This window comes from Ruminococcus sp. AF31-8BH (assembly GCF_003460605.1).
Taxonomy (GTDB): Bacteria; Bacillota; Clostridia; order Lachnospirales; family Lachnospiraceae; genus Blautia_A; species Blautia_A acetigignens.
The window spans coordinates 351,796-366,739 of record NZ_QTVN01000002.1 but is presented as its reverse complement, the minus strand read 5'-3'; the positions used below and the strand labels follow the sequence as shown (position 1 = coordinate 366,739).

23 protein-coding genes are annotated in these 14,944 nt (G+C 43.8%); all 23 read right to left on the bottom strand.

All coding sequences use genetic code 11. The features are described 5' to 3' along the window. Nucleotides 1-33: 33 nt before the first annotated feature. Complete coding sequence (locus DWZ38_RS04350) at nucleotides 34-246, bottom strand: DUF6219 family protein (RefSeq protein ID WP_117850373.1); 213 nt, start codon at nucleotides 244-246, stop codon at nucleotides 34-36. 66 nt (nucleotides 247-312) lie between these two features. Further along, entirely contained in the window at nucleotides 313-528 is a 216-nt protein-coding gene (locus tag DWZ38_RS04345) for a helix-turn-helix transcriptional regulator (RefSeq protein WP_117850370.1), read from the bottom strand. Between the two features lie 144 nt (nucleotides 529-672). After that, complete coding sequence (locus tag DWZ38_RS22115; protein ID WP_173768137.1) at nucleotides 673-831, bottom strand: hypothetical protein; 159 nt, start codon at nucleotides 829-831, stop codon at nucleotides 673-675. Nucleotides 832-992: 161 nt separating this feature from the next. After that, nucleotides 993-2,645, bottom strand: a complete 1,653-nt coding sequence (locus DWZ38_RS04340; RefSeq protein WP_117850368.1) for an FAD-dependent oxidoreductase — start codon at nucleotides 2,643-2,645, stop codon at nucleotides 993-995. Then, a complete protein-coding gene (ahpC, locus tag DWZ38_RS04335; RefSeq protein WP_117850366.1) occupies nucleotides 2,645-3,208 on the bottom strand; it encodes an alkyl hydroperoxide reductase subunit C in 564 nt (187 codons plus the stop codon). The genes DWZ38_RS04340 and ahpC overlap by 1 nt, the downstream gene beginning before the upstream one ends. Before the next feature lie 259 nt (nucleotides 3,209-3,467). After that, complete coding sequence (locus DWZ38_RS04330; RefSeq protein WP_117850363.1) at nucleotides 3,468-4,100, bottom strand: hypothetical protein; 633 nt, start codon at nucleotides 4,098-4,100, stop codon at nucleotides 3,468-3,470. A gap of 109 nt (nucleotides 4,101-4,209) precedes the next feature. After that, nucleotides 4,210-4,971 carry a class I SAM-dependent methyltransferase gene (locus tag DWZ38_RS04325; RefSeq protein ID WP_117850361.1) on the bottom strand — a complete coding sequence of 254 codons (762 nt, stop codon included), beginning with the start codon at nucleotides 4,969-4,971 and terminating at the stop codon, nucleotides 4,210-4,212. Between the two features lie 144 nt (nucleotides 4,972-5,115). Continuing rightward, entirely contained in the window at nucleotides 5,116-5,898 is a 783-nt protein-coding gene (locus DWZ38_RS04320; RefSeq protein WP_178105275.1) for an SAM-dependent methyltransferase, read from the bottom strand. A 125-nt stretch (nucleotides 5,899-6,023) separates the two neighbouring features. Further along, entirely contained in the window at nucleotides 6,024-6,473 is a 450-nt protein-coding gene (locus DWZ38_RS04310; protein WP_117850356.1) for a hypothetical protein, read from the bottom strand. Nucleotides 6,474-6,660: 187 nt separating this feature from the next. Next, nucleotides 6,661-9,225, bottom strand: coding sequence for a hypothetical protein (locus DWZ38_RS04305; RefSeq protein ID WP_117850354.1), 2,565 nt, complete (start codon nucleotides 9,223-9,225; stop codon nucleotides 6,661-6,663). A 127-nt stretch (nucleotides 9,226-9,352) separates the two neighbouring features. After that, on the bottom strand, nucleotides 9,353-9,661 hold the full coding sequence (locus DWZ38_RS04300; protein WP_117850352.1) for a hypothetical protein: 309 nt from the start codon (nucleotides 9,659-9,661) through the stop codon (nucleotides 9,353-9,355). Between the two features lie 237 nt (nucleotides 9,662-9,898). Continuing rightward, nucleotides 9,899-10,402 (bottom strand): GNAT family N-acetyltransferase, encoded by a 504-nt coding sequence (locus DWZ38_RS04295; protein ID WP_117850349.1) that lies wholly within the window; start codon nucleotides 10,400-10,402, stop codon nucleotides 9,899-9,901. Nucleotides 10,403-10,476: 74 nt separating this feature from the next. After that, nucleotides 10,477-10,791: a GNAT family N-acetyltransferase gene (locus DWZ38_RS04290; RefSeq protein WP_317259481.1), complete on the bottom strand. Its 315-nt coding sequence runs from the start codon at nucleotides 10,789-10,791 to the stop codon at nucleotides 10,477-10,479. Beyond that, on the bottom strand, nucleotides 10,740-10,973 hold the full coding sequence (locus DWZ38_RS04285; RefSeq protein WP_243000146.1) for a GNAT family N-acetyltransferase: 234 nt from the start codon (nucleotides 10,971-10,973) through the stop codon (nucleotides 10,740-10,742). The genes DWZ38_RS04290 and DWZ38_RS04285 overlap by 52 nt, the downstream gene beginning before the upstream one ends. Continuing rightward, on the bottom strand, nucleotides 10,970-11,533 hold the full coding sequence (locus DWZ38_RS04280) for a hypothetical protein (RefSeq protein WP_117850347.1): 564 nt from the start codon (nucleotides 11,531-11,533) through the stop codon (nucleotides 10,970-10,972). Before DWZ38_RS04280 ends, DWZ38_RS04285 begins: the two co-directional genes overlap by 4 nt. A 12-nt stretch (nucleotides 11,534-11,545) precedes the next feature. After that, nucleotides 11,546-11,911 carry a hypothetical protein gene (locus DWZ38_RS04275; RefSeq protein ID WP_117850344.1) on the bottom strand — a complete coding sequence of 122 codons (366 nt, stop codon included), beginning with the start codon at nucleotides 11,909-11,911 and terminating at the stop codon, nucleotides 11,546-11,548. A 73-nt stretch (nucleotides 11,912-11,984) separates the two neighbouring features. Continuing rightward, nucleotides 11,985-12,164: a hypothetical protein gene (locus tag DWZ38_RS21965; RefSeq protein WP_147342974.1), complete on the bottom strand. Its 180-nt coding sequence runs from the start codon at nucleotides 12,162-12,164 to the stop codon at nucleotides 11,985-11,987. Continuing rightward, on the bottom strand, nucleotides 12,161-12,700 hold the full coding sequence (locus DWZ38_RS04270; RefSeq protein WP_117850341.1) for a GNAT family N-acetyltransferase: 540 nt from the start codon (nucleotides 12,698-12,700) through the stop codon (nucleotides 12,161-12,163). Before DWZ38_RS04270 ends, DWZ38_RS21965 begins: the two co-directional genes overlap by 4 nt. Before the next feature lie 217 nt (nucleotides 12,701-12,917). Beyond that, nucleotides 12,918-13,373, bottom strand: coding sequence for a dihydrofolate reductase family protein (locus DWZ38_RS04265; protein ID WP_347518782.1), 456 nt, complete (start codon nucleotides 13,371-13,373; stop codon nucleotides 12,918-12,920). Then, nucleotides 13,342-13,509: a hypothetical protein gene (locus DWZ38_RS23290; RefSeq protein WP_330385750.1), complete on the bottom strand. Its 168-nt coding sequence runs from the start codon at nucleotides 13,507-13,509 to the stop codon at nucleotides 13,342-13,344. The genes DWZ38_RS04265 and DWZ38_RS23290 overlap by 32 nt, the downstream gene beginning before the upstream one ends. A gap of 85 nt (nucleotides 13,510-13,594) precedes the next feature. Next, the gene (locus tag DWZ38_RS04260; protein WP_243000145.1) at nucleotides 13,595-13,852 is read right to left on the bottom strand and encodes a hypothetical protein; all 258 of its coding nucleotides are present in this window, start codon (nucleotides 13,850-13,852) and stop codon (nucleotides 13,595-13,597) included. 66 nt (nucleotides 13,853-13,918) lie between these two features. Continuing rightward, entirely contained in the window at nucleotides 13,919-14,086 is a 168-nt protein-coding gene (locus DWZ38_RS04255; protein ID WP_117850339.1) for a helix-turn-helix domain-containing protein, read from the bottom strand. Between the two features lie 15 nt (nucleotides 14,087-14,101). Beyond that, the gene (locus tag DWZ38_RS04250; RefSeq protein WP_117850337.1) at nucleotides 14,102-14,833 is read right to left on the bottom strand and encodes a class I SAM-dependent methyltransferase; all 732 of its coding nucleotides are present in this window, start codon (nucleotides 14,831-14,833) and stop codon (nucleotides 14,102-14,104) included. Between the last annotated feature and the right edge of the window lie 111 nt (nucleotides 14,834-14,944).

The window sequence follows — 14,944 nt, the reverse complement described above, 5'->3', positions numbered from 1 at the left end:
AGTTCACTGCCAGAGTTTCGCTGGCATGATCAATCAGAATTCCGAGAGATCATTAGCTTCCGCTTTCTTTTTCGCTTTTTTACTACCTGAAATCATTTTATGTCCCGTATAGATAGACATTATCATACAAAGCAGAGAGCTTAATGCGAAATATTTGTGGCTTGATTTTAACCCTTTGTAACCGGTATAAAAAGTTCCGATCATGGTAATAAGTGCTCCGATAGACCAATATTTATGTGCTTTCATACAATACCTCCATAAAATATAATGTATTAAAATTCTATTGTCTGCCTGCTGCTGTATCCATTTTTCTTAAATTCCTTGTTTGCGCCAGGCGCTGGGGGAAAGTCCGGTTATTTTTCGGAAATTCCGCAGGAAGGTTGACAGGACCGGATAGCCTGCTGCACGGGAAATATCCTCTATGGAGTCATTTCCATGTGCCAGCAGCTCACACGCCTTGTTGATCCGGACAACGTTCAGGTATTCCGATGGAGACATGTTGGTATATTCGGAAAAAATTCTTCGCATATGGGTTTCCGCTTAATCCGCAGCTTCTGGCATAATCCCTGGCTTTAATCTCCTCCATGTAATGAAGCTCCATATAGTTTACGATTTTCCGGACATAATTCATGGTATCAGAATGAGAAAGTTCAGGCTCATGCTCTACCTTGTTCAGCCGGTCAAAAAACAAAAGAAAATTAAAGGCAAGGGATAAAAACGCATATTTATAATTGCTCTTTTTCTGCTGTTCTTCTTGGATGATCCTCCGGTTAACACAAGCAATGGAATTTCCTGAGAAAGCTCGTAGTAACGATATTCCGCTTTTGACATTGGTGAATTCCTCCAAAGAAAAAACTGTAACAATAAACCATAGGAGTTTATCATTACAGTTTTTATTATCCTACTATTATACTAGGAATATTCTACTATGCTTTTGCGGGGCTGTCAACAATAAATTCCACACAACTGCGTCCAGATGGCGAGCATCCTGTTTAGAGCAATTCCAGCAGCTGCTGAATATTCTTTTTCCCGAATGTCACTTGATCCTGGTTGATCACCAGGCAGGGGACGCTCATAACGTTGTATTTTTCTTTTAAGTCCGGGAAATGGGCGATGTCGTATACTTCTGCTGTTACAAGGGGATTTAAGGAGGCAATCCTCTGGGCTGCCGCTACCAGATCCGGGCACATGGTACAGGAAAGGGATACCAGGATCTGCATCTGTACCTTATGGTCGATGGCAAGGATACGTTCTCTGATGGTAGGATCAAGAGGCTGTCCCGGGCCTGCGGCGTTATATAATCCCAGGATAAAAGAGGTGAACTCATGTCCCCCTGGCACGCCGTGGAAAGCTAATCCGGTCTTTTCACCAGAGGCAGTCAGCACTTCTACAAAAGGCAGCAAGGCAGCAGAATCCGAAGCAGAATTCGATTCCTGTACGGTCAGTTTGTCTGTATATTTCTCCAGTTCTGTCATATAGCCTTTTAATTCCTGGCTGACGGGACGGGAATCCAGATGCAGGTCAAGCTGCAGGTTCCCCTCCATTCTGGAAAATACCACATTCAGCTGGTTTACGATATCCTGTGAAAAAATACCGGCCGAGGATTTCCCTTCCGTTTCTTTTCCTGCAGACGGTTCCTCGTGGACTTCGGTCTCTTTTTTGATTGGCTTTTCCGGGTGGATTCCGGTTTTCTCCTGCATGGCTGCGGCATATTTTTCCAGCTCTGTGGCTGCTGTGGCACCATCTCCCACTGCAGTTACCACCTGGCGGAGATTCTTCTGGCACACATCTCCGGCTGCGTAAATTCCAGGGCAGCTGGTCTTCTGGGTTCGGTCTGTTTCCACATATCCATGGGAATCCAGAGCGATCAGGTCTTTTACCAGATCTGTATTTGGGGTGTAGCCTGCAAATACAAATACTCCGAAGGTGTCATCTGCAGAATCGAAAATAGTTTCTTCCTCGGTATTTTTATTTTTGTAGCAGATCTTTCGCAGGGTGTGGTCACCTTCCACATAGACAACCTCTGTATTGGTTAAAACTGTGATCTTAGGGTGATTTTTGGCGGCTTCCGCCACTGCCTCTGCGCAGGAAAAATCATTTCCGCGGATTAAAATGGTCACATGGCTTGCATACTTTGTCAGAAATACGCTCTCTTCTGCTGCTGCAAACCCGCCGCCAACGACGAAGATTTCTTTTCCGCGGAAAAACTCTCCGTCACAGGTGGCGCAGTAAGCAACTCCGTGACCGCGAAAATCAGCTTCGCCTGGGAAACCGATCATCCTTGGATGGGCACCTGTTGCAAGCAGGATCCCAAAGCTCTGGTACGAGCCTTTATCGGTGGTTGTTTCCCAGATTTCTGCGCTGGATGGTGTTTCTGCTTTTTTCAGGCTGGCAACCTCTCCAAGGAGAAATTCCGCTCCGAAATGTTCCGCCTGTTTTTGCATGACCGCAGTCAGCTCTTTTCCACTGGTTTTTTCTACACCTGGATAATTTACCACTTCATCGGTAATGGTGATCTGGCCGCCAAATTTTTCCTTCTCGATTACCAGAACACGGTAGCAGGCGCGGGCCAGATATAAAGCTGCGGTCAGACCGGCAGGGCCTCCGCCGATCACGACCACATCATAGAAATTTTTGTTTTCCATTAAAGCATACCTACCAGATCCAGACTTGGCTTCAGAGTTTCAGCCCCTGGCTGCCATTTGGCCGGGCACACCTGGTCGCCATGCTCTGCTACGAACTGGCTTGCCTGGAGACGGCGGAAAAGCTCATCCGCATTGCGGCCTACATTGCCGGCATTTACTTCGTAAACTACGATCTTGCCTTCCGGGTTCACAATGAAGCTTCCTCTTTCTGCCATTCCGTCAGCTTCGATCAGCACTTCAAAATCTCTGCAGAGTGCGTGGGTAGGATCTGCCAGCATTGGGTAAGTGATCTTACTGATTCTCTCAGAGGAATCGTGCCATGCCTTGTGGACAAAATGGGAATCTGTAGATACAGAGTAGATTTCGCAGCCTGCAGCCTGGAAATCAGAATATTTATTCTGCAGATCCTCTAACTCGGTAGGGCATACAAAGGTAAAGTCTGCCGGATAGAAGAAAAATACGCTCCATTTTCCCAGAATATCGGCCTTTGTTACGGTCTTAAACTCCCCATTCTGATAAGCCTGAACAGAAAAATCACTTACTTCTTTATTGATCATTGACATTTTGAAATTCCTCCTTTTTTGTAATAAGCATTCCCAAAAATGCGGAAATTGATGCTGGTTAGGAAAGACTAACTTTATTTGTAATATAACATTCTTTCCTGATGATGTCAACGAATTTTACGTAAGTGAATATCATTCTCAACAAGAACAATTATCATTTTGTAATGTCAAAATATTACTTTTTTATACTTGTATTTTTGCAATAGGAAGCTTTGACCAGGTTTAGAACGGAAAATATTGTTTTGCGCGAAGCGTTTGCTTACTTTTCTGCTTCTATGCAGTCTGCTTTTATAAATAGGGTCAGGCAGCTGTCGGAATTTCCGGCTTCTGAGCTGCTGGGGGTGTCCTGGCATACCAGCAGGTCTGGTGTGTGGGAAATGATATCCAACGCACGGACACTGTGTTCATTGAAATAGCAAAGCGTGTTGTCGATGATTTCGTAGTCGAATACTTCCTGGTCATCAACGGAAATGAGTTTCTCTTCCGACAGGAACAGGTCTGCATCCATGTCCAGTATGTAGCCTTTGTCTGAATCCTCTCCGTCTAAAAAGAAAATGCCTACGCAGGTATCGTTTTCATACCCATAATAAAGAATGGTATCTTCAGATCTAAAAACCGAGAAGCTGGTAACCTCACCGGTATCTACTTCTGTCTCAAAGGTTCCGTCCGGATGGATGCACAGATCGTTATTTCCTTCGTACCGGGACATGGTCACATGGCAGTCTCCATTGGAATTGAAGCTTGCCTCGTATGGGAATTCCGCTTCTGCAAGCAGCCAATGGCCTTTCAAGCCGCTGCCTGTAAGCTGTGCGCCCTCTTCTGCGAAAAGGGTGACCGGGGTAAAGCAGATGGTAAGGATTGCGGTTGCTGGGATTAAGATTTTCTTTAACATGGCAGAACCTCCTGTTTGGCTGTTATGATAAAATATGACAGATATTGTTTGTGTTTATCATATCATAAACCGCCTGTGAATGCACTTGATATCAGGAAAATTGTACCAGTTATTTCTTGTAACATACCAGTAAAAAACGATGAATCTGCCCTTCGACGCAGCCGTTTTGTTTCAAAAGCTGCTGGGCGTATAATAATTTGTCTTTGCAGCGGTCTACGGAGAAATCCGGGAATTCCCATTCTATGATGTGGGCGAACCAGACCAGGGCGCCTATGTCGAAAAATTTGATCGGGCGAAAGCATTCCTGTGCATCCAGAATATCAAACCCTGCGTCGCAAAACTGTTTACGGCGGATTTCAAGATATTGTTCCGGGAACGGCAGCTCTGTTTTACCTAAGAGAAGCTCCACCAGTTCGCCGTCATTTTCAGCGCCTACCTGTTCTGTGATGAAAATTCCGCCATCTTTTAAAATGCGGTGGATGTCTTTTACATTAAAATCGCCGTGACGGTTAATCACTATATCAAATGCAGCGTCATCAAAAGGAAGCGCATCTTTTCCATCTCCTGCACGAAAATCAATTCCAAGAGGAAGCAATGTTTCCCTGCATAGCTGAACGTTTGGAGGATAGGCTTCTGCGGCACTTGTATTTTCGTAAGGGTGATGGAGGGACAACAGAAATTCACCGCCGCCAGTGTCAATATCCAGCAGCTTCATCTCCGGCTTCAGGTAATCGAAAATGATACGCTGATAATCCCAGGGCAGATCCGTTTCTTCTGTATATCTCCCTGCAATATGGGAAAAATCCCATCCGCGAATATGGGCAATACTTTCTTCTTTTTTCAAACTGTTTATGAATTCAGTCTCTTTCATACTGCTGCTCCTTTAACCTGTTTTGGGCATGCCAATGATCCAGTACGCCCGCTTTTCGCGTGAATATGAATGCCTTTTTGTGTATTATGCTCTGCATAATCTCATTTTGTCAAGTACAGGCAAAAGAAGGCCTGGCTTCGCACTCTAATTCTTTCTGACCGCAAGGCAGTAATTGACATGCTCAAAGGCTTTCATATCTGCTCCGGCCTTGTGGATCACATTCCTTTGAATATCATCGGGTGTCAGCAGCTCGTAAATGAGAAAGCCGTGTTTTTCAAGGAGTTTTTCAAGTTCTTTATAGGAAAATGCCGACTGCATCGGTTCGCCGCCTGCTTTTGCCATCATAATGGTGTTCTGTACACGTTTTTCGGTGGCATCAAAGAAGTTTTCATCGGGATAATCAAACACAAGTGTACTGCCGTCCGCGCAAAGTTCGGAAAGTGCAGCCAGCATTGTGTCGATTGCTTCTGTGGAAAGGTAGTAGGTTACACCGAGCCATGAGAAAAAGGATTTGGCCGACGGATCAAAACCACTGGCGGTCAGCCGTTCCGCTAAATTGTCCTTTGTAAAATCAACCGGAACAAAGGTGAGATTGTCGGGAACTGGCCAACCAGCGCGAGTGATTCGTTCGATTTTATCTTTTTGCGTCAGAGGATGATCCACCTCGAATACCTGGTGCTTCGCTAAGAACTCTCCTTCTCGAAAAGCAAAGGTATCCATACCTGCACCGAGTATAACATATTGCTTTGTACCAGTTAGGACAGCTGCTTTTAACGCTTGTATATAATTCTGAACAGCGGTATATTCTTCTGCCGTCATCAACTCTTTGGCAAGATGGTCTGTGAAAACCGGATGATCTTCGTTTTCTGCATGAAACGCCCGTCCAAACGAACTCATCAGGGCGGTAATACTGGATTGGTTATTCATTCCGTTGTCCTCTTTCTGAATCTGATTTTATTTCTTGTATTTTTCCGTCTTTGAAACGGATCACGCAGGTATATTTGCACTTTGGGCAAAATAGAGGAAAGTCCTCCAGCACCGTGTGGGGCCATTCAGACTTCTCCCTGTTTCTGACCATTCTGGCGTCTGAGAAGCTGTTCATTGATCTGGGTGGCGGTTCGGATGCTCTGACCGAAATTGACCAGATGCCAGAGGATTTTCGCCGCCAGAATAAAGCTGGCATAAATGATGGCATCCAGTGGTCCGTACCAAAATTCCCAATGGTGTGCAAGGGGCAGCAAAACCGCTTCCAAAAGAGCCGCATGCAAGATTGTGCGAATCCACCAGCCTCTCAAAGTCAGTTCGGTCCTGGAATAATAAACGACTAATGTAGCCATGCACACCAGGGTGAAGAGGATGCATCTGCCGAAAAAAGAAACCACCGGCAATTGGGAAGCAGGATTGAACAGCAGACACATAAAAAAGGTGCTGAGCATAATGTGCCGGGAAATGATCACTTCTTCTTCGTTTTCGCGGGAAATCTGTTCCACAGACAGCTTCATGTCCACACCCCCTTTGGTTCTGAAATATAATATAGCACAGAGTGTTTTTCATATCTATATGGGAGGCGGTAAGTTGTAAAAATCAGGGGGTAAGCTGCAGCATAAATAGAAAATTTAACCGGCAGGAAAATCTCCCACCGGTTAAATCTGGCTTTTCTTAAACGATTATTGTATAGTGAAATACAAATCAATCTGTTATGAATTTCAAAACAGTACATACCCATTCTTCATAATCACAGTAAGGACACCTTTTATAATAGTCTCCACGAGAATAGGAAGTGTCATTTTCTACCAGGTATCTAGGAACAAATAGATGTTTTTCCTCTATCTGTTTATGCGGACAATAGTGTTTTTCTTTATCTATCTTCTCATCTTGTCCCACACAGTCCACATAACTTTGGGGCTCCCGGTCTTCGAATTTCTTAATTATAACGTCCTCTTCCGGATCAATAAATCGTATGATCTTAATAATTGTATCATCACTTGATGGATTTTCTGAAGTATCTTCTGAAGTGCTTTCAGAAGTATTTTCCGATGTATTCCCGGAGTTGTCTTCAAATCCTTTTTCCGTTATAATAATTTCCAGTTCGCAGCCAAGCTCAGCCTTTATTTCATTTATTTTTTCCTGACTTATAGTGGTAGTTTCATTTTTTAATCTGTTACTTTGAATGGTCAACTTACTTCCGGATTCTGTAATAAATACAATTCCATTTTCTATAAAATTAACAGCTTCAATTGTCATTCTTTGGCCATTTTCTGTGACATACAGATATCCCTCGCCATTTGCGTCTCTATCCATTCCAAGACCAAGCTGTTTTGCTCCACCTTCTACTTCCAGTGTTATGTTGCCGTTTTCCGGATTTTCCTGGGAAGCAAGAACAAGTTTGCTGATAAGGAAATCCTTGGCAGATAAAGATACAAAATTGTCCTTAAAAGTTTGTTCCCCCATCAGGCAAAGAGCTTCGATTCCATCATCAGTGGTGGTTGTAAATACCTGCAAATCCTCATCTTTTGGAGTGGTGTTTGGGGTGCCTGAAGAAGTATTTCCAGTGGTTATTAGAAGATCGTCTAAATCTGACAGATCTACTTTGTCAAAACTTTTAGAGCGGTCTTTTTCAAATTCTATTTTCCCACATTTTATACATCTGGACTGCTTCTTAAGTCCCATAAAATTCAGTTTTCGGACAGGTGCCATCGCATGGGCTGTCGTGGGAATGGTCTTGGATTCTTTCACAACAGTACCGCAAACGGAGCATCTTTCTATAGCTGTTTTTCCAGGAGTTTTACAGGTGGGATATACTCCGCCAATAACTTCTATGGTGTGTTCTTTTTTCTCTATGGTTTTGCGGGATCTGAAAACAAGGCCACACTGGTCACAATACCGCAGGGCAGTTTTTCCTGTTTCCGTGCAGGTGGGTTCTATTGCCGGTCTTTCGGCAGAATGATGACCAGTTGCTGGAATTTCAATTTGCTCTTTCAGAATTTCGCCACAGGTTTCGCAGTGACTTCCGGCGGTTTTTCCCGCTATTGTACAGGTGGCGGCTATCTCTTTGTCTGCTGTTTCTTTGTGACCGGTTGCTGGAATTTCAACTTGTGCTGATAACATTTTTCCACAAAGAGCACAATGACTTCCTTCAGTCTTTCCCGAGAGCGTACAGGTCGCAGCCACACCTTCGTCTATTATTACTTCTTTATGGTCGTAAGCTGGGATTTCTTCCTGTGTTTTTATCACTGTCTGGCAAATCTCACAGTGGCTGCCCTCGGTCTTTCCAGACTCGGTACAGGTAGCTTCTATTGCTTCATCAACTACTTCTTTATGTCCAGTGGCTGGAATTTCTGTCTGCGCTTCCAGTACTTCTCCACAGGTTTCGCAGTGTTTTCCGGTGGTTTTTCCGGACTCTGTACAGGTTGGCGCTACCGCTTTATCTAGCACTTCCTTATGATCTGCTTTTGGAATCTCTTTCTGCTCCTGTAATACAGATTCGCACTTTGCGCATTTAATCAACGCGGTCCAACCGGATTCCATGCAGGTTGCTTTAACTTCTTCTTCTGCTACATATTCCACATGCCCAGTAGCAGGGATAACTTCCTGAGTTTTTAAAACAGCTCCGCAAGTTTCGCAGTGGCTTCCAGCAGTCAGGCCAGGTTCTGTACAGGTTGGTTCTTTACCTTCATCTAAGACCTCTTTATGGTCAGCTTTTGGAATCTCTCTTTGTTCTTGCAACACGGTTTCACATTTGGCACATTTAATTAAAGCGGTCTTTCCTGGCTTTGTACAGGTGGCTGGTTCTTCTTTTTCTGCCACGTATTCGTTATGCCCAGTAGCAGGGATAATTTCCTGAGCTTTTAAAACAGTTCCACAAGTTTCACAATGGCTTCCAGCAGTCAGGCCAGGTTCCGTACAGGATGCTTCTTTGCTTTCGTCTATAACCTCTTTATGATCTGCTTTCGGAATCTCTTTCTGTTCCTGTAAAATAGATTCACATTTTGCGCATTTAATTAAGGCGGTCCAACCAGATTCTTTACAAGTTGCTTTTGTTCCTTCGTCTACAACTTCTTTGTGATCCAGTTTCGGAATAATCTCCTGGGGAATTAGTATCTGGTCACAAATGGCACAGTGACTTCCTGCTGTTTTTCCATATTCTGTACAACTTGCCTCTATTGCTTCGTCGATAATGACTTCTTTGTGGTTATATGGTGGGATTTCTTCCTGTTCCTGCAGGACTGCATTGCACTTTGAACATTTTATCAAAGCAGTATGGCCAGATTCCGTGCAGGTGGCCTTAAATTCTTCTTCCGCTATATATTCCGTATGTCCAGTAGCAGGGATTACTTCCTGTGGTTTTATTATGGCCTTGCAGACTTCACAGTGGCTGCCTTCAGTTTTTCCAGGTTCTGTACAGGTTGGTTCTACTGATTACCAGAGACTGAAATACATCCGGATTTAATTTTCCGTCAACCTTTCTGTACTTTTCCCCGCTATCATCCAAAACAACTGCTGCTTCTGGCAGATATATTTTTGATACCTCACTATCCTTTATATGTAATTTCCCTTTTTCAATATAGCCCAGCCAGTTTCCGTTAAATGAAATTATTAATCTTTCTTCTCTTCTTTGCGCTGATACGCATCCAATTGGTTTCAGCACTCTTCTTATTTTATATAATTCTATTTTATTTCGCAGTTGCATCCATATTTTCCTTTTACTTTTCTTACCAGTCACGCCCAGCAGCAATAAAATTCATAGCCTGGTACATATATTTTGTTCATTTTTGAGTAAAACAAAAGACGCAGTAACTGCTTTCTATAAATCAGTACTGCGTCTTAGCGTCTCACTTTTCATTGTTTTTTCTTAATATGCCGCTATTTCCAATCAGTTTAACCATACCGATTTCTCATAGCACATTTTCACTGATCTGCTAAACTGTTATTTATACAATTCCTCCCAACGTTCTTTTGACATTATGTTGGTATGTCCAACACGTATCTCATTTAAAAGCGGAACAGGAACTTCATTGCAGGTATGATGGAAAAGAAAGCCCAGCTTTTCCTGTACACGCTTTGATTTCTGGTTTCCATCATAATAACCGCACCAGATGGTTGTCATGCCAAGATCTTCAAATCCATGCCGCAGCAGTGCACGGGCGGCTTCTGGCATATACCCCCGTCCCCAGAATGGCTGCCCAAGCCAATATCCAAGTTCACATTCATCATCCCGTTCGGTCATATCTGTATGTCCATTCAGTTTTAACTCTACAGCACCAATGGCAATGTTACTTCCTTTTTCACAGATTGCGTAACACTCAGCTCCATTGAACACATTTTTGATTATTTCTTTACTTTCTTCTACATTTTTATGGGGCGGCCAGCCTGCAATAGGACCAACTTCCGGATTTTTGGCATATTCAAATAAGCTGTCTGCGAGGAGCATAATTGCCTTTTTATTACGACTTTTTTACCATTTCAGAGGAGAAATGTCAATAAGATTTTTCTGCATCCATTTTTTCAAGTACGCCAATCTGAAACATTGCAAACCAGTTGCCGCAAATTACTTATGCACGTACATTCTCGACATCTCAGTTTCTCCGTCGCTTTGAACCATACATAGGAACAGCCATAGTGTTCGTAAAAGCCTACATGATCAGTCAGCAAATAGACAGGGGAAATTCCATTTGCTCTTAAATCCTCCACGGCCATGCAAAGCAGGCGTCCGGCGATTCCTTTACAGCGATATTCCTTTTCGGTATACACTGCGCACACATTCGGCGTCAGGTCTTTCCTGTCATGAAAATCGTTCTTGATAACTCCCAGACCGCCCACAAGCCAAATCCAAATACACGATAACGTTCTCTGTTCTTATTGATCCAATTTCGCACCCGTGCTTCATCGAAGGCATAAGGGTAATGCTGCATAATGTCAGAATCGGCAAGTACGGCATACAGTGCATCAAAATCATCGGATGTCATTTCCTGTAGGAAAAGGCGCTCTGTCTCCAGCTTCATTGCCTGATCTCCCCAGAATGTTCCCGCATTTCTGCTCCATAACGGCACAGTAGAGAGCCAAGAATGAACATGATTCCTAACACGATACTCGATTCATTATCAAAATACATATCCATAGCCTCCGTCTGTTTAACTTTCATGAAACCGGCAATAATTCCCTCTGCAATGCTTCCAGCCACCGCACAGGCAGTGGGAATGGTAATCGTCAAAATGCCGAGCTGCAGCAGTTTCTTTGCCCCAGCAAGTGTGAAAGGCGTTTTAGCTTTCAGTTCGTTTTTGAAATAGCTTTCCGCAAATTTTGCGAGTACCGCTTCACCCGCACAGACGATCAGCCAGCCAGAGAGCGTTGCGGTAATGCTTTTGATGTTGTAGCCGTATTCCTCAGGAATCAGTCCGTGCAGTGTAACTCCGCCAATCTTGATCAGGCGACCATTTCCAAAGTTCAAACTGAGTAAACCGGCAATACATCCGCAGAAACCGATGACAGAAAAAATAAATGCGATTTTACTGAGTACCTTTCCAATTTTGGACAGTTTTTGAATGGTATTAAGTGATTTCATTGTAATTCTCCCTTACTGAATTTTAAGATTTCCACTTGACGTTTCAACTATGATATTGCTTGCACCCTCATCAAACACATACAGGTCGCCTTTACAATCATACGAACGGTCTGTAAGCAGTTTGTCGCTGCTTTCCTTAACATAAAACTCTATGTTGTCCGATTCTGTGATTTCTACTTTGCGAGAACGCCAATAGATTTCAACAGCTTTTATATCGGCTGCCTTATAAGTAAAAGCGCCGGTTTGATATTTTTCGGCATTTGGATACGTTTCACCAGTCAGCGTATCATTTGTTCCGATGGATATATTAGCCTGACAGCCAGAAAGCATCATGATTGCAAGGCTACATAGAAGTAGACCTATAATGACTTTCTTCATAATTCCTCCTCAAATTTTCAATTTAGACTTTATTTTCAATCCGCAGACTGGCACCAATAATCTATCAGCTAAGTTAGCCCGCCTGCTGCTTGGAAAAATGCACCGTCTGCGCCTTCATTGAGATTTTGGAGACCTCATACCCATAGTTACACAGTTCTTTCTTATATTTCAGGAAAGAATGATCCAGCGGTACACCTGCAATCAGCATCAATGTCCCGGCGCACACTAATAATTTAGTTGTTTTTTCCATCATATGCTCTCCTTTGATATTTTCTGATTCTGCCATTCTTCGCGGCTGATGCCGTATACAACGGTCTGCTCGTCTTCGCTATCGGTAAATTCATTCAGCAGCGTCATACCATTTGCACGGGCGGTAGCGGCGGATGGGATGTTTGCCTTTTTCATGTAGGAATACACCATACCGAAAGTTGTATGTGTAAATGTCCAATCACGCACAGCCTGCGCTGCTTCTTTTGCAAAGCCTTGGCACTGGTGAGCCTTTGCGATATGATAGCCAATCTCCGGCAGAATCGTACCGCCTATGTTCTGCATGGTCAGACCACAGTCGCCAATCACCTCGCCCGTAGATTTCAGGCAAACCGCCCACAGGCCGAAGCCAAACACGCGGTAGCGCTCGATGTTTTTGTTGAGCCAGTTTTTTACGCGGGTCTCGTCAAAGGTGTAAGGGTAATGCTGCATGATGTCGGAATCAGCAAGCACAGCATACAGCGCGTTAAAATCCTCTGATGTCATTTCCCGTAGAAAAAGGCGTTTTGTTTCAATCTTCATTGTTTTCTTTTCTTTCTTGCCATACCATAGGCACACGGTCAGTTTCAATTAAAAATCGGCTTGACATTTTCGACCAGATAGTTCCTTTATCCAAACAAAACTGCTAACAATGCAAAACTGCCTGACAACAGGGATAATACGGTAATAAAAACGCAGCACAAACCGATTATCTCGGTTTGCACTGCGTCTTGGCGTCTGGCATTTTGATTTCTTTAATTCAGCTGATCACTTGATATCGAACTCTGATATACGAGACATTTAAAATGGTGCAGTCAATAAGTTTCAACACGCTCAGTCCAGATAATTCATTTTCTGAAGTAATGGAACTGCCATCTATTAAGGAAGCGGTTTCCTTACCGCCGATCAGCACGGGAGCCACAACCACATCAATATAGTCAAACAGCTTCTCACGAAGGAACAATCCATTAACCGTTCCGCCGCTTTGGATTGTTAATTTCTCGCATCCATACGATGATTTTAATTCGTGAAGAGCATCTTCCAGTGACAGTTCTTCCTGGAAAATAATATGAAGATTTTTTTCCTTAATGTTATAAGCAGGATGTTCCTTATTCGATGTAATCAGCACAAACACCTTAGATTTCCTGCAGAAATAAGTGACACCATGCTCAGTCAAATGGGTGTTATCCAATATCAGTTGTCTGTTCGATCTCATAATACTGAGGCAGACCCTCTTTCAACCCGTCAATCCTGGGAAAATCCTTATCTACATCTAACTCATCTGACGCACCGGGACTTATCTTTCCATCTAAGGACATAAGCATAAATAATGTTGTGATTGGTCTATCCATAATCCCCCTCCGTATAGTTGTCATACATCCGCACCGCTGAAGCGTAGATATCCTGCTTTTTTCCGGGTCAACACTGGCGGTTGCCTCATCCAGGATAATCCACCAGGAAGTTCAGGTATCCGCCTACAAAATTATCAATCATGCGGATGCCCATATTTTCCAGGAGATTCAGCCCGGTAGTGATGGAATTAAGGATTGTTCCGGTGCTGTTTTTCTGAAAATATCCAAGAGACACTCTCTTTAAGGCATCTCCAATGGCAAGCCTGTCCTTTGCCACTAGCTCATAGCTGATACTCTCCTGAAAACTGGAACGCATGTAATCAAAGAAAAAATGCAAAATCACCAGCCCTGCTCCTTTCCATAAAAAAAGAACAATTAGTTTCTGCTAACTGTTCTGATTCTATCATTTCTATTCTGCAGTTGTCTGCCCCGTATAGTCACAGCCTGTCTCGCCTGCCAGGTCTGCAATGGTGATATCCGGACTGGCAAGAAGCCGCTCTGCCGCATAATTCATCCGGTACTGCAAAAGCCAGGTTCCAATGGGCATACCGTAAATGGATTTAAAGCACTGCTTCATGGCTGGGTTCTCCTGTCAAAGGGTGTAACAGTCGTAGCGGATGGCTTTCCCATTTAGTGTGTAGGATGGCTTTCGTCCGGCGAGAAACTCACTTTTCAGAGGCCGTTTTACAATGATCTTGGAGGGGCTGGCGCTGATGGCCGCGTCAAAAAGATCGGTTTCCTCTGAGCAGGGCGGCTCCAATTTCTGGATTAGCTGCAGCTTTTTGTTGATCAGGCTGGATTTCTGCCTTGCGGGAAACATGGGATCCAGGTAGATTACGTCTACCGGGTCAAGAAGCTTTGACATTCCCTCTACACTGTTGTCCTGCACCAGGTTCATGCGGCTGGCGATATCCTTTAAGACCGGATGCTTCTTTGCACGGCGAAGGGCATCTTTCAGCAGCACGGCAATCACTGGGTTCTGCTCAAATAAAGTAACTTCATAGCCCTGTGCTGCCAGAAGAAAAGCGTCCTCTCCCATTCCGGCTGTGGCATCTATGGCTTTGCGCCCGGGCTTGTCGGATTTGGCAGCCCGGACCAGCATCTCATGCTGCAGTCTTCCATTTGTAACTCTGTGCAGCATATTTTCAAAATCTCCCTGATAGGACAGACCGTATCCGGTCAGAGAAACGCCTTTGGCATGAAAAAGAATGGTCAGCTTTGGACCTGGCTTTTCTGAAATTTCGGCGCCGATTCGTCTTGCGAAAGCTTCGGCCATATCTTTTTGTCCGCCTTTTTCAAAGCAGACTACGATTTCATTATTCATTCTTTCGATTCCTTATCTTTGTTTTTCCTGCAAAAGTATAACATAAAGATGCAGAAATTTCATCGGGAATTTCTCAGATGACCCGGTAGGTTTTCCATTTGCCATGACGAA